The sequence below is a fragment of the Gordonia otitidis NBRC 100426 genome, from assembly GCF_000248075.1.
Taxonomy (GTDB): domain Bacteria; phylum Actinomycetota; class Actinomycetes; order Mycobacteriales; family Mycobacteriaceae; genus Gordonia; species Gordonia otitidis.
Window position 1 is genome coordinate 1 of record NZ_BAFB01000073.1, and the last position, 12,636, is coordinate 12,636.

Genomic DNA, 12,636 nt, shown 5'->3' on the forward strand with positions numbered 1-12,636 from the left:
GGGCGCGCTGACCCTCATGGTCGGCGGTCGGCGGGACGTTCTCGAATCCGCACGCCCGATCCTCGATCTCTTTTCCGCCAAGGTCTTTCATTGCGGCGACGTCGGCGCGGGCCACACCGTGAAGCTGCTGAACAACTTCCTCAACGCGATCTCGCTGTCGGCGACAGCCGAGGTGATGGTCGCCGGACGCAAGGCCGGGCTCGACCTCGACGTACTGCTCGACGTGTTGAACAGCAGTTCCGGCGTCAACTTCGCGACCCAGAACCGCTTCCCGAAGATCATCCACGGCGACTACCTCGAAGGCGGTCTCACCAACTCGCTGATGATGAAAGACGTCCTCGCGTACTGCGATCTGGCCGCGGGTCTCGGCGTCACGAGTCCCAACTCGTCCGCACCGGTTGCCGCCTTCGGCCTCGCGATCCAACTCGGCTACGCCGACCGCATCAGCAACACGGTCGTCGACGCGATCGGCGACCTCTCCGGGAACGTTCGCCTACAACCCACCACGAACGAGGACAACGCATGAAACTCATTCACTCCGTCGACCACTCGGGCACCGCAGGCAAGACAGGGTCGAAGTTCACCGGCAACGTGTACAACTACCTGACCATGCCCGCCACCGACGGGATCACCATCAACTCGGTCAACTTCACTCCCGGGGCGCGCACCTTCTGGCATCACCACGAGCACGGCCAGATCCTGCAGGTCCTGGCAGGCGAAGGTCTGATCGGGACCGAAACCGAGGTCCGCAGGCTCAAGGCCGGCGACACGGTCTGGTGCCCACCCGGTGAGAAACACTGGCACGGTGCGGGAGCCGAGTCGTTCATGACGCACACCGCCATCTCCCTGGGAGTCACCACCTGGGCCGACCCACTCGACGACGCCGACTTCGTGGCGGCGGCCGAGACGGTCGAGGCGGTTGCGGCCGACACGAACTCATCCGACCAGAGCAGCGTGGGAGCGCTCCGATGAGCACCGAGGTCCTTCCCGACATCGCACTCATCGGACTGGGAAACATGGGCTCCCCGATGGCTGCGCGTCTGATCGGCGCCGGATATCGGGTCACCGGCTTCGACCTCGACCCCGCGGCTCGGGATCGGTTGACCGCCAACGGTGGTACCGGCGTTGCCACGGCCGTCGAGGCGGCACGGGCGGCGTCGGTGGTCATCCTCATGCTGCCCAACTCCACGGTCGTTGAAGCCGTCGTCCGGGATCTGCTCGACGCTGCTGCACTCGCGCCCGGAAGTGTCGTCGTCGACATGAGCTCGTCCGATCCGGCGTCGACTCGCGAACTCGCACAGACGTTGTCCGCAGCCGACGTGACCCTGGTCGACGCACCGGTCTCCGGTGGGGTCAAGGGCGCAGAGAACGGCAAGCTCACGATCATGGTTGGCGGCTCCCCCGAGGCTTTCGACACGGTCCGCCCCGTGTTGGAGTCGCTGGGCACCCCGCGACTCGGCGGCGACGTCGGAGCCGGGCACGCCATCAAGGCGATCAACAACCTGCTCTCGGCCACACACCTGTTGGCCACCGCAGAGGCAGCAGCCGCTGCACAGCGCTTCGGACTCGATCCGGCGGTGCTGATCGACATGGTGAACACGTCGAGCGGCCGGAGCGGCTCGACCGACAACAAGTACCCGAACTTCATTCTCCCCGGCACCTACGACTCCGGCTTCGCGCTCGCGCTGATGCTCAAGGACATGAAGATCGCCACCGATCTGGCCGCCAAGGTGGGGGCGCCCGCGCTCCTCGGCGAGCAGGCGGTCGCGATGTGGGAACGTGCCCAGACCCAACTGGAACCGGGCGCCGACCACACGGAGATCGCACGTTGGATCGACAACAACGTCGACGATCCCGTGGCCGATGATTCCGCAGCGGACTCAGAAGCATCGAAGAATGCGCTCGCTCAACGCATTCGGGATATTCATGGGACTTGGGACGACGGTTGGCAGTCGATTCTCGACCTGCGGCCGACCTTTCTCGCCGCCTACGCCGACCTCGCCGAGGTTCCGTGGAAGAAGAACCATCTCGACGACAAGACCAAGGAACTGATCTACCTCGCGGTCGACGCCGCCGCGACGCATCTGCACAGCCCCGGCGTTCGTCAACACATCAGGGCCGCACTCGACCACGGGGCCACGCCCGACGAGATCATGGAAACCATCAAGCTGACCGCAACGCTCGGTATCCACGCGATGAACATCGGTGTGCCCCTGCTCACCGAGGTGCTCGAGGAGGAGGGTCTGCGCGACACGCCGGCCGAACTGACCTCATACCAGCGGTCCCTGCAGGAGCAGTTCACCACCGAGCGCGGCTACTGGCATGAGTTCTGGGACGAGATCCTCGAACTCGATCCCGAGATGTTCGAGGCGTACACCGAGTTCTCGGCATTGCCGTGGCGCACGGGGTCCCTCTCGCCCAAGGTCAAAGAACTGATCTACATCGCATTCGACTCTGCCGCGACACATCTCTACGTCAAAGGCTGGAAGCTACACATTCGCAACGCAATTCACCACGGCGCGACGAAGGAGGAGATCCTTGAAGTGATGGAGATCTCCAGCGCGCTGGGCTTCCAGTCCGCGACGACCGCTTTTCCCATTCTCGCAGACGAACTCGACCGTCGGTCACGTCGGTCGGCGTCGTCGCCCGATGCCATCGGAGGTTCACACTCATGACCATGACCGGATTGAAGGGGCGGGTGGCGGTCGTCACCGGAGCCGCAGGTGGTCTCGGGCGCGCTGCCGCCGTCCGCCTCGCCGACGAGGGTGTGCACATCGTCGCCGTCGACCTCGACGAAGCCGCAGCACGTGAGGTCGCATCTGCGCTGTCGACCGACTCGATCGGGGTGGGCGCAGACGTGACCACCGAGAGCGGCGTCGACAGCTACCTCGCCGCCGCGCTCGATCGATTCGACGCGGTGGACTTCCACTTTCTCAACGCCGGTATCGCGGGATCGACTGCCCCCCTGGTCGACGTCTCTGTCGACGAGTGGGATGCGGTGATGGCCGTGAACCTCCGTGGCCCGTTTCTCGGGGTTCGTGGCGCGTTCCGCGAGTTCCACAAGACGGGTGGGCACGGCGCGATCGTCGTCACCTCGTCGATCGCCGGATTGCGCGGCAGCAACGATCTGCTGGCATACACGACGTCGAAGCACGGCGTCATCGGGCTCGTCCACGGCGCAGCCGTCTACGGCGGCCCCATCGGAGTGCGGGTCAACGGCATCGCGCCGGGTATCGTCCCGACGCAGATCTTCGGCCCTGCAGGGCGCGACGACATGATCCGTCGCGCCGGTACCTCACCGCTGCGACGGCCGGGACGTCCAGAGGAGATCGCCGGTTCGGTGGCCTACCTGTTCAGCGACGACGCCACGTACGTGACCGGCGAGATCCTCTCGGTCGACGGGGGCGCCAACATCCAGAACACCAATCGCAACGCGGGCGGTGCGGGCTTGTGGGACGTCTCGGTCACCGATCTCGATCTGTTGCACCGGCACGGTGCAGCGGCAAGCAGTCGGTAGCGCACACCGCAGACGAAAAACGTGCTCCGCGGCCCCGGATTCCGGGCACCGCGGAGCACGTTTCTGTCGCGGCCACTAGGTGCGCGAGATGGTCTCCTCGCGACACAACAACGTCCGTGCGGCGTCGATCGCCTCATCGGTGATGATGTGCTCCTCGCCCGGAACGATCAGGGCGTCGACATCGGCCCCAGCTGCGCGGAGCGCGGCGACAGTCTGCATGACCCGCTCGGGCGGCACGAAGGGATCGTGCTCGATACTGCGCACCACCACAGGAACACCGTTCAGCGACTGAGGCTGCGCCACAACCTCTTCAGGTCCGATGTACCCGCCGGTGAACAGGATGATCCCGCCGACGGGCCGCGGGCGCGTCAGCGCCCAGTGCGCCAGCAGACACGCGCCCTGTGAGAAGCCCCAGACGACGAGCCGCGCGGTATCGATCCCCGACTCGACAAGCGCGTCGACGCGTGCATCGATGGTATCGAGGGCGTGGTCGAGACTCGGCTGATTGGCATCGATCGGTTCGAGGAACGGTCGGGGATACCACGAGTCGCCGTCGGCGGCAGGTGCGAAATACCGTACATCTGCGACATCGAGTCGATGCGATTGCTCCCTCATGAAGTCCGGACTCTGCCCACGCCCGTGCACGGCCAGTACGGCGGTCGTCATATCGGAGGGCTCGGCGCCCCACTCGATCAACGGAGAAGAAAGATGAGGGTTCGACGCCACGCTGCGCTCCGTCCACTAGTCGGTGATTCGTGAGCGTATCCCGCGTCGATCATCGCGCCCTGTTGCGTTCGCGCACCGATCTGTTGTGGACGCGCACGGTTGCGAGGGGTCAGCCGAGTCCCGGATGTATAGAGGCGCGGTAGGCGGCCGGGGTGACGCCGATCCGCTCCTTGAACAGGTTGCCGAAATGCGAGGGATTCGCGAAGCCGCAGCGCATCGCGATTTGCCCGACGGGCACCGTCAGCTGGGCAGGGTCGGCGAGTTCGCGTTGCGCCAGTTCGATCCGTCGTGTCCGGATTCGTTCGGCGGCTGTCTGTCCGGCACCACGAAAAACGTTGTGCACCTGTCGAACCGAGACATAGTGGGCGTCAGCGAGTTGCTTCACGTCCAACTCGGGGTCGTCGAGGTGATCTTCGATGTAGGCGAACAGTTGCTCGCGCAGCCGCTGCGTCGGGTCCTTCGGGATCACCGACTCGCCGACCTCCTGCAGGACCAGCGTCACAGCGAGGTCGACCGCGCTGCGGAGAGCTCTGGACCGTTGGGCCGGACCGACTTTCGGGAGGGTCTCGTTGAGGGAAATCAGCAGCCCCGCCACCGCGGGTGTCAATCCACGCTCAGGTCCCAGCGTGCGCGCCTGCACATGCCGGATGTAGTCGATCGGAATACTGATGGCATTCGACGGAAGCGTCAGGCACAGACTGCGGTAGTCGTCGCTGCTGGCCACGAGTCCGACGCGGTCGGCGCTGTAGAAGCCGATATCTCCGGGCCGGAACACGCATTGTTGGCCGTCGACTTCCATCGTGGCGTGGCCGTTCAGTTGCAACGAGAGCATGTGGACGGGAGTCGCGCCGTCACGTCCTGCCGGGTCGTGATAGGCCTCGTGCTTGCCGGTTTCCAAGTCGCACAGCCCGATTCCGTCGGCCACGTGCGCCCGAAGTCTGCCGTGGAAGTCGCTGGTCGAATCGGGCCGCACGTCGAATCGGGTGGTGAGCGCGGCGATCGCCGGACCCCACTCCTCGACGCTGAGATCGTGATCGCCCGACCAGACGGCCGAGTGGGCTTCTCGCTCTCGACTTGCGTCGTCGCAAATCTTTGTCACTGCAGTAGTTCTTTCTCGCCACGGACGCTGACGTCCTCACTGTGAGGGTGTTCGCATCCACAACATCGGTGTGCACACATCCGTGATGGCAGTGATGCCGGTCACGAATAGCTTCGAGTGTGACACGCAATCAGGGCGATGTCACCCCCACTGATCAGCACAGGGACCACGCGCCCACCAAGACTTTCTGGAGGATTCCGATGAAGGCAGTCGTCGTTCCCGAGGCGGGCAGGCTCGAGGTGATCGACGTGACCCTTCGGGAGCCGGAGGCAGGCGAGGTGCGTGTCCGTCTCGACGCGGCGGCGATGTGCATCACCGACACCCTGAGTGTCGGCGGCGACGGGCTCACCCCGTTTCCGCTCATCCCCGGACACAGTGCGACAGGCACCGTCGTGGCGGTCGGACCGGACACCACCCGCGTCGCGGCCGGCGACCGGGTGATCGTTGTCGGGTCGGCCCAGTGCACCCACTGCTATTACTGCGAGCACGACGCCCCCCGGCGCCTGCGAGCAGATCTTCGACGGCATGTCCCGGGTCATCGGCACCGACTCCGACGGTCGGGCTGTCCATGCCGACGGCGGGGTCGCGACCATGGCCGAAGAGATGATCTACCGCGAATCCAACGTGGTCGTCGTGTCCAGCGCCGCCGATCCGAAGCACCTGGCAATGCTCGGCTGCGGCATCGTCTCGGGTCTCGGGGCAGTATTCGACGTCGCGCAGGTCAGGGCCGGAGATTCGGTGGCGGTTCTCGGCTGCGGGCATCTCGGACTGTGGATGATCCAGGCTGCAGTTCTTGCCGGTGCCGGTCAGATCATCGCCGTCGAGCCCATCGAGTCCCGGCGCCTTCTCGCAGGCGAACTCGGGGCCACCGACCTCGTCGACCCGGAGGAGTCGGATCCCGTCGCGCAGGTGAAGGCACTCACCGACGGACGCGGCGTCGACGTCGCCCTCGAAGCCGCCGGGCGCACCGCAGCCATGGAGCAGGCGTTTGCGATGACGCGTGGCGGCGGGACGGTCGTGCCGACCGGAATGGAAAGCCCCAGTGCCACGGTCACCCTGCACGGGTACGAGTTCGCGATCGGGTCGAAGCGAATTCTGAGTTCCCAGACCGGCGGCGGCGACATCATCTCGATGATCCCCAGATTCGCGGAGATGCTCGACACAGGTGCGCTGAATCCGTCGGCGATCGTCACGGACGTCTACGAGATGGCCGACATCGAGACCGCGTTCGACGACATGCGAAATCGCAAGGGAATCACCGGAATCGTCCGGCTCAACACGCAAGCACAGAGTGAGGAAGCACAGTGAATCGATTCGACGGGAAGGTCGCCATCGTGACCGGAGCGGCGGGAGGAATCGGCCGCGCAACAGCTCAGCGCCTCGCCGACGAGGGCGCCCTCGTCATCGCCACCGATATCAATGACGCCGACGCACAACAGATCACCAAGGAACTGCGAGTCCCGTTCTCGCGCGGGTCGTTCGCCACCCTCGACGTCACCGACGAAGACGGCTGGGACGCGGTGGTCGAGCAGACACTCGTCGAGCACGGCCGCATCGATGCGCTCGTCAACAACGCGGGTATCGGCGACCTCCGCACGATCGAAGAGAGTACGCGGGAGAGCTATGAGCACGTGATCGCCGTCCTGCAGACCGGCGCTTTTCTCGGGATGAAGGCGGTCGGCCCCGCACTCAAGGAGACCGGGGGCTCCGTCGTCAACGTCAGCTCCATGTTCGGATTCGTCGGAACCGCAACGGTGTCACCCGCCTATCACGCGGCCAAAGGCGCACTCCGCAGCATGAGTAAGGGCACTGCGGTCGCGTGGGCGCCCGACGGTGTCCGCGTCAACTCCGTCCATCCCGGCTTCATCGACACCGCGATGCTCGGTGGGGCCGACGACTCCGTCTTCGCACCGGTGATCCCCATGGCGCGTGTCGGTCGACCGACCGAAGTCGCCGCGGCCATCGCGTTCCTGGCCAGCGACGACGCCGCGTACGTCACCGGCGCTGAACTCGCCTGCGACGGCGGCTACGTCGCCCAATAGTCCCCCGTCACCCAATAGCCCCCGCGCCCACCAGCACCCACATTCACCAACCCGAACCCATCCGCATAGGAGTCCAGATGCCCATCCCACCAAGAGAAGTCGCCGTCGTCGATCCGCCGAAGGATCTCACGGTCGCCGAGGCGCTAGCCGTAGTCGCCGACCTCGCCCCGCAGATCCGCGAGGAAGCACCCGAGACGGAGGCGCGCACCTTCTATTCCGAGGACCTGCATCTTGCCTTCATGCGCGCAGGCCTCTACAACATGCTGCGGCCGAGGACTTTCGGCGGCTACGAATTTCCGATCGCCGCCTACCTCAAGGTGGTTCGGGAGATCGCGCGCGCTGACATGAGCACCGCCTGGGGCTTCTGTCTCGCCTCGGCGCACGTGCTGTGGATGGCATCGTGGTGGCCCGAGGAGGCGCAACGCGAGTTCTTCGCCAGCGCGCATACGGCAGCGTGCGGTACGTCGGCTCCCGGCGGAAGGATGACTAAGGTCGACGGCGGCTGGATAGTCAACGGTGTCTTCCCCTATGCCTCCGGCGGCGCGTACTCCACCCACTTCCTCGGCCACGTGTTCCCGGTCAACGAGGACGGCAGTCAGGGTCCGCTGAGCGTGTTCATGGCTCCGCGAGACATCTGGACCGTGCGCGACGACTGGGGTAAGACACTGGGACTCAAGGGCTCCAGCTCGCACACCGTCGAGATCACCGACGGATTCGTCCCCGATTCGCACGTACTCCTCGGCCAGGCGATCACCGACATCGCCGTCGACGGCGGCACTCCCGGGTACGCACTGCACAAGAACCCGATCTACAACGGCCGGGGGCTGTCGACCTTCACGCTCGAACTCGCGAGCCTCGGCGTCGGTGGCGCGCTCGGCGCCCTCGATCAGTACCGGGAGGTCATCACGACCAAGCGGACTGCGTTGCCGCCCATCACGCTTCGGTCGGAGAACCCGACCTACCAACTCTGGTACGCGGATGCGGCAACGCGACTGCAGGTGGCCGAGGCAACGCTCGACGCCGCCGCCGAACAGTTCACCGAGTGTGCGACACGTGCGGCGAAGGGCGAGGGGTCGTTCTCGTTGACCGACGACGCAGGAATCGGACGATGCGCCTACACAGCGCAGGCAGCGGCGTGGCAGGTACTCGAGGGCACGCTCATGAAGACCTCGGGTTCCAGCCACCTCGTGAACGGTTCCCGCATGGAACGGATCTGGCGCGACTTCAGCATGCTGCACAGTCATCAGAACACGATCGTCCAGGACATCACGGCTCCGATCTACGGGTCCGCACTTCTCACCACCGCATCCTGATCACCCATCACCCACTGAAAAACCTCTGGATAACAACGAAGTTCGCTTCACCCACCAGAACGAAGTTCGCTTCACCACTGAAAGGAAAGAAATAATGGCCTTTGTCGAAGGTTCGCACCACGTCACCCTCTCCGTCGCAGGCGCACAGGAGGACGTCGACTTCCACGTCAAGACACTCGGTATGCGCTTCATCAAGCGCACCGTGCTGTTCGACGGCTCGCTGCCGATCTATCACCTCTACTACTCGAACGCCAACGGCGATCCGTCCAGCGTGATCACCACCTTCCCGTGGGCGCAGCAGGGTCGCTTCGGCAAGCCCGGCACCAACCAGGCGCGTGAGGTGCTGCTGTCGGTGCCCACCAACTCGCTCGACTACTGGCACTCCCGTCTGACCGAGCACGACGTCAAGGATGTCCAGGACATCGAGGTGTTCGGACAGCGCCGCTTGGCATTCCGCCATCCGTCGGGCCTGGAGTACGTCTTTGTCACCAACGACAACGATGCACGTGAGGGCTACTCGGGCAACGGTGTTCCGCAGGAGCACGCCATCCACGGAATCCACGGTGTCGGCATCCACGCCCACACCCCGGACCGGATGGTCGACTTCGCCGAGGATGTCTTCTACTCGCAGGGCGACATCATCGAGGACGGCGACCGCGCCGCATTCCGCGTCGGCAACGAGAAGGTGGGCAACTGGGTCGAGCTGGTGGGCAACCGCACCGCCGACCAGGGCACCTGGAGCTACGGCGCAGGCACCTACCACCACTTCGCATGGAATGCGTCGAGCCTAGAGAACCAGGACGAGCTGAAGTTCGAGATCGAGGGTGCCGGCTACACGGACATCTCCGAGCTCAAGGACCGCAAGTACTTCAAGTCGGTCTACGTGCGCTCGCCGGGTGGGGCACTGTTCGAGATCGCCGTCACCCACGCCGACGGCGGCTGGGACTGCGACGAGTCGCCGCAGGAACTGGGCATGCGCTTCCAACTCCCGTCGCAGTTCGAGGATCGTCGCGAGGAGATCTTCGGACAGCTGGAGACGATCGAGGACTGATCTCCTGACGTTCTGACCTACAGGGGCGACGGCGCATAGCCGTCGCCCCTGTTTGCGTGTTCACTCCGTAACAATAATTCATCATCTGATGACTTTTGGCGGTCATCGTGCCTACACTCGCCACATGCGAGCGATGATCTTGAAGGAATTCCGCGAGTTGCGGCGCGATCCGCGCACCCTGGCGATGTTGGTCGTACTACCGCTGCTGCTGCTCGTGATCTTCGGGTACGCGGCCAACTTCTACGTGTCGTCGTCGACGACTGCGGTCGTCGGCCCCCAGGCGACGCAGTTCGCGAAGTCGTTGCCGGAGTATTTCGACGTCACGACCGTCGACACGAACGGCACCGAAGCCGACGCCACCGAGCTGCTACGAGACAACAAGGTCGACACCGCCTTCGTCACCGGGCACAGCACACCAGGTCAACCGACCGTCGAGGCACTGCTCGACGGATCGAATCTGTTTGGCGCCCAAGCAACGTCGGGCTTGCTCAACAAGATGGGCAACAGCGTCAAGGTCCGCGTGCTGTTCAACCCGGAACTCAAGACTTCGTGGGTCATGGTCCCCGCGATCATCGGCCTCATCCTCACCTTCATCGGCACGATCGTCACCAGCATCGGTTTGGTACGCGAACGTGAGGCAGGAACCCTCGAACAGTTGGCCGTCATGCCGATCAAGCCGAGCCAGGTGATCCTCGGCAAGATCGCGCCCTACTTCCTTCTCGCGGCCATCGACATGATCATCGTGACCGTGCTCGGAATGTGGCTTTTCGGTGTGCCGTTCAACGGCAACGTCGGGGTCTTCGCGCTCGGCGCCGCCCTGTTCCTGTTCGTCGTCCTCGGACTAGGCGTGCTGATCTCCACCATCTCGCAGACCACCGGGCAGGCCATCCAAACGGCTTTTCTCTTTCTCATGCCACAAATCCTGCTGTCGGGCATGATCTTTCCGCTCGACGCCATGGCGGCCGGCGTCCGCTGGATCGGGTACCTACTCCCGCTCACCTACTTCACGATGATTTCGCAGGGTGTCATGATCCGAGGCGCCTCGATCGGCTCGCTCTGGGTCCCGCTGCTGGTCCTGGCGGTGATGGCCGTCGTCGTGTTCACCGCCGCGACACTGCGTTTCCGTCGCGATCTCGCACCCAATGCACGCGCATCCGCTTCGGCACGAGAGCACGCGGATACGACTAGCGGTGCGGCGTCGTGATCGCCGCAGCGTCGTCGGTGACCGTTCGGTTCGGCGACACCGTCGCTCTCGAGAACGTGTCGATCGAACTCACCGATGGAACGATTCTGGCTGCGGTCGGAGGTGACGGCGCCGGCAAGACGACGCTCCTGCGAGCTCTTGCGCGAGAGGTGGTCTGCGACTCGGGAACGATCACGTCCCCGGACAAGCAACACCTCGGTTATCTTCCGGCTGGCCCGGGGTGCTGGGCCGCTCTCACCGTGCGGGAGAATCTCGATTTCGTCGGCGAGATGTACGGCCTACGGGGAGACGAACTCGTCGCGCGTCGTGACGAGATGATCAAGCGCGCGGGGCTGACCGTAGCCACTGACCGACCGGCCGGTGCGCTCTCGGGCGGCATGCGGCGCAAGCTCGCCACGTCGATGGCGCTGATTCACCGACCACGTCTTGTCATCCTCGACGAACCGAGCACCGGCGTCGACCCGGTGAGTCGAATCGATCTGTGGCGCATGATCTCCGAGTCCGCGGCAGCGGGATCGGCGGTGATCATGTCGACCACCTATCTCGACGAGGCAGAACGTGCACCACAGCTACTCGTCCTCGACGAAGGTCGCACGCTGGCACAGGGTTCGTACGCCGACGTGCGCGCGGGATTCACCGGGACCATCACCTCGTCACCTCACCCGATCCGACGCGAGTGGTCGTGGCGTCGAGGACGTGAGCGTCACGAGTACTGGCCCGAGGACTCAACCGAGCGGCCCTCAGCGGGAGCCACCACCGTAGACCCCGACCTGGAGGACATCGTGATCTCGCTGTCACTACGGCGCCAACTCGTTTCAGCGGGTGCTCGATGACCGCCGACCGGCCTCTGATCGCCGCCGACCAGGTGACGAAGCGCTTCGGCGACTTCACGGCGGTCGACGACGTCTCGATGAGTGTCGGCGCCGGGGAGGTCGTCGGACTGCTCGGCGCCAACGGCGCAGGCAAGACAACGCTCATCCGTATCCTGCTCGGGCTTGTGCAACCCACCCATGGCTCGGTAACCCTGTTCGACGGACCGCCCGATCAAGGCCGACGAGCCCAATTGGGCTATGTGCCACAGAATCTCGGACTCTATCGCGATCTCACTGTGCGCGAGAACCTCGAATTCTCGACCGGGGCGTATGGCGTCGCGGTGCCGGAACTCCCCGAGGACCTCGCAGCACACCAGAACACGCTCGTCGGTTCATTGCCCCTCGGAGCCCAGCGTCGGATCGCGTTCCTGGTAGCACTGGCGCACACTCCTGACGCGTTAATCCTCGACGAGCCGACATCCGGCGTCGACGCGCTCTCACGCGCGCGACTGTGGGATACGATTCGGGGCGAATCGGACCGCGGCACCGCAGTGCTGGTGACCACGCATTACATGGAGGAGGCGCAGGAGTGCGACCGTCTCCTGCTGATGTCGGCGGGAGAACTCGTGGCACAGGGCAGTGAGGCGGACATCGTCGGCGACACCACAGCAGTGCAGGTCGACACCGACGACTGGGCGAAGACCTTCTCTGTGCTCAACGACGCCGACGTCCCTGTGATCCTGTCCGGAACATCGATACGTGTCGTCGACACCGACCCCGCGCGACTCGAGCAGGTCCTCGACGACGCAGGCATGCGCGCGGGCGTGACAACAGTTCCCGCGACCATCGAGGAGAAGATGCTCTCGCTTGCG

The 12,636-nt window shown here is 64.8% G+C and carries 13 protein-coding genes and 1 pseudogene; 12 read left to right on the plus strand and 2 right to left on the minus strand.

Features of this window, described 5'->3' with window-relative positions; all coding sequences use genetic code 11:
- The 4 genes from GOOTI_RS06825 to GOOTI_RS06840 all read left to right on the plus strand — a co-directional run.
- On the plus strand, positions 1-526 hold a 526-nt coding region (locus GOOTI_RS06825), incomplete at its 5' end, for an NAD-binding protein (RefSeq protein WP_007237833.1).
- Entirely contained in the window at positions 523-972 is a 450-nt protein-coding gene (locus tag GOOTI_RS06830; protein WP_007237834.1) for a cupin domain-containing protein, read from the plus strand. The genes GOOTI_RS06825 and GOOTI_RS06830, both read left to right, overlap by 4 nt.
- Positions 969-2,675, plus strand: a complete 1,707-nt coding sequence (locus tag GOOTI_RS06835; RefSeq protein WP_007237835.1) for an NAD(P)-binding domain-containing protein — start codon at positions 969-971, stop codon at positions 2,673-2,675. Before GOOTI_RS06830 ends, GOOTI_RS06835 begins: the two co-directional genes overlap by 4 nt.
- A 2-nt stretch (positions 2,676-2,677) precedes the next feature.
- Positions 2,678-3,517 (plus strand): SDR family NAD(P)-dependent oxidoreductase, encoded by an 840-nt coding sequence (locus tag GOOTI_RS06840; protein ID WP_039993680.1) that lies wholly within the window; start codon positions 2,678-2,680, stop codon positions 3,515-3,517.
- Positions 3,518-3,592: 75 nt separating this feature from the next.
- On the opposite strand, the gene GOOTI_RS06845 is transcribed toward GOOTI_RS06840, so the two are convergent.
- Together GOOTI_RS06845 and GOOTI_RS06850 are read right to left on the minus strand one after the other, a co-directional pair.
- Positions 3,593-4,243, minus strand: a complete 651-nt coding sequence (locus GOOTI_RS06845; RefSeq protein ID WP_007237837.1) for an alpha/beta hydrolase — start codon at positions 4,241-4,243, stop codon at positions 3,593-3,595.
- A gap of 109 nt (positions 4,244-4,352) precedes the next feature.
- Complete coding sequence (locus tag GOOTI_RS06850; RefSeq protein WP_007237838.1) at positions 4,353-5,342, minus strand: AraC family transcriptional regulator; 990 nt, start codon at positions 5,340-5,342, stop codon at positions 4,353-4,355.
- 305 nt (positions 5,343-5,647) lie between these two features.
- Here GOOTI_RS06850 and GOOTI_RS27225 point away from each other — a divergent pair.
- From GOOTI_RS27225 to GOOTI_RS06890, 8 genes and pseudogenes are all read left to right on the plus strand, one after another.
- A pseudogene (locus GOOTI_RS27225) lies at positions 5,648-5,782 on the plus strand (alcohol dehydrogenase catalytic domain-containing protein); the annotation flags it as partial.
- A gap of 85 nt (positions 5,783-5,867) precedes the next feature.
- A complete protein-coding gene (locus tag GOOTI_RS06860) occupies positions 5,868-6,650 on the plus strand; it encodes a zinc-binding dehydrogenase (protein WP_007237840.1) in 783 nt (260 codons plus the stop codon).
- The gene (locus GOOTI_RS06865) at positions 6,647-7,384 is read left to right on the plus strand and encodes an SDR family NAD(P)-dependent oxidoreductase (RefSeq protein WP_007237841.1); all 738 of its coding nucleotides are present in this window, start codon (positions 6,647-6,649) and stop codon (positions 7,382-7,384) included. The genes GOOTI_RS06860 and GOOTI_RS06865 overlap by 4 nt, the downstream gene beginning before the upstream one ends.
- 77 nt (positions 7,385-7,461) lie before the next feature.
- The gene (locus GOOTI_RS06870; protein ID WP_007237842.1) at positions 7,462-8,697 is read left to right on the plus strand and encodes an acyl-CoA dehydrogenase family protein; all 1,236 of its coding nucleotides are present in this window, start codon (positions 7,462-7,464) and stop codon (positions 8,695-8,697) included.
- 94 nt (positions 8,698-8,791) lie between these two features.
- A complete protein-coding gene (locus tag GOOTI_RS06875; RefSeq protein WP_007237843.1) occupies positions 8,792-9,748 on the plus strand; it encodes a VOC family protein in 957 nt (318 codons plus the stop codon).
- A 124-nt stretch (positions 9,749-9,872) separates the two neighbouring features.
- Entirely contained in the window at positions 9,873-10,952 is a 1,080-nt protein-coding gene (locus GOOTI_RS06880) for an ABC transporter permease (protein ID WP_039993685.1), read from the plus strand.
- Positions 10,949-11,785: an ABC transporter ATP-binding protein gene (locus GOOTI_RS06885; protein ID WP_007237845.1), complete on the plus strand. Its 837-nt coding sequence runs from the start codon at positions 10,949-10,951 to the stop codon at positions 11,783-11,785. The genes GOOTI_RS06880 and GOOTI_RS06885 overlap by 4 nt, the downstream gene beginning before the upstream one ends.
- A partial coding sequence (locus tag GOOTI_RS06890; RefSeq protein ID WP_007237846.1) for an ABC transporter ATP-binding protein occupies positions 11,782-12,636 on the plus strand: 855 nt, incomplete at its 3' end. The genes GOOTI_RS06885 and GOOTI_RS06890, both read left to right, overlap by 4 nt.

Bases quoted from the DNA above. Each gene is read 5' to 3' on its own strand.
- GOOTI_RS06830 (WP_007237834.1), top strand. From the start codon at position 523: ATGAAACTCATTCACTCCGTCGACCACTCGGGCACCGCAGGCAAGACA.
- GOOTI_RS06835 (WP_007237835.1), top strand. From the start codon at position 969: ATGAGCACCGAGGTCCTTCCCGACATCGCACTCATCGGACTGGGAAAC.
- GOOTI_RS06840 (WP_039993680.1), top strand. From the start codon at position 2,678: ATGACCGGATTGAAGGGGCGGGTGGCGGTCGTCACCGGAGCCGCAGGT.
- GOOTI_RS06860 (WP_007237840.1), top strand. From the start codon at position 5,868: ATGTCCCGGGTCATCGGCACCGACTCCGACGGTCGGGCTGTCCATGCC.
- GOOTI_RS06870 (WP_007237842.1), top strand. From the start codon at position 7,462: ATGCCCATCCCACCAAGAGAAGTCGCCGTCGTCGATCCGCCGAAGGAT.
- GOOTI_RS06875 (WP_007237843.1), top strand. From the start codon at position 8,792: ATGGCCTTTGTCGAAGGTTCGCACCACGTCACCCTCTCCGTCGCAGGC.
- GOOTI_RS06880 (WP_039993685.1), top strand. From the start codon at position 9,873: ATGCGAGCGATGATCTTGAAGGAATTCCGCGAGTTGCGGCGCGATCCG.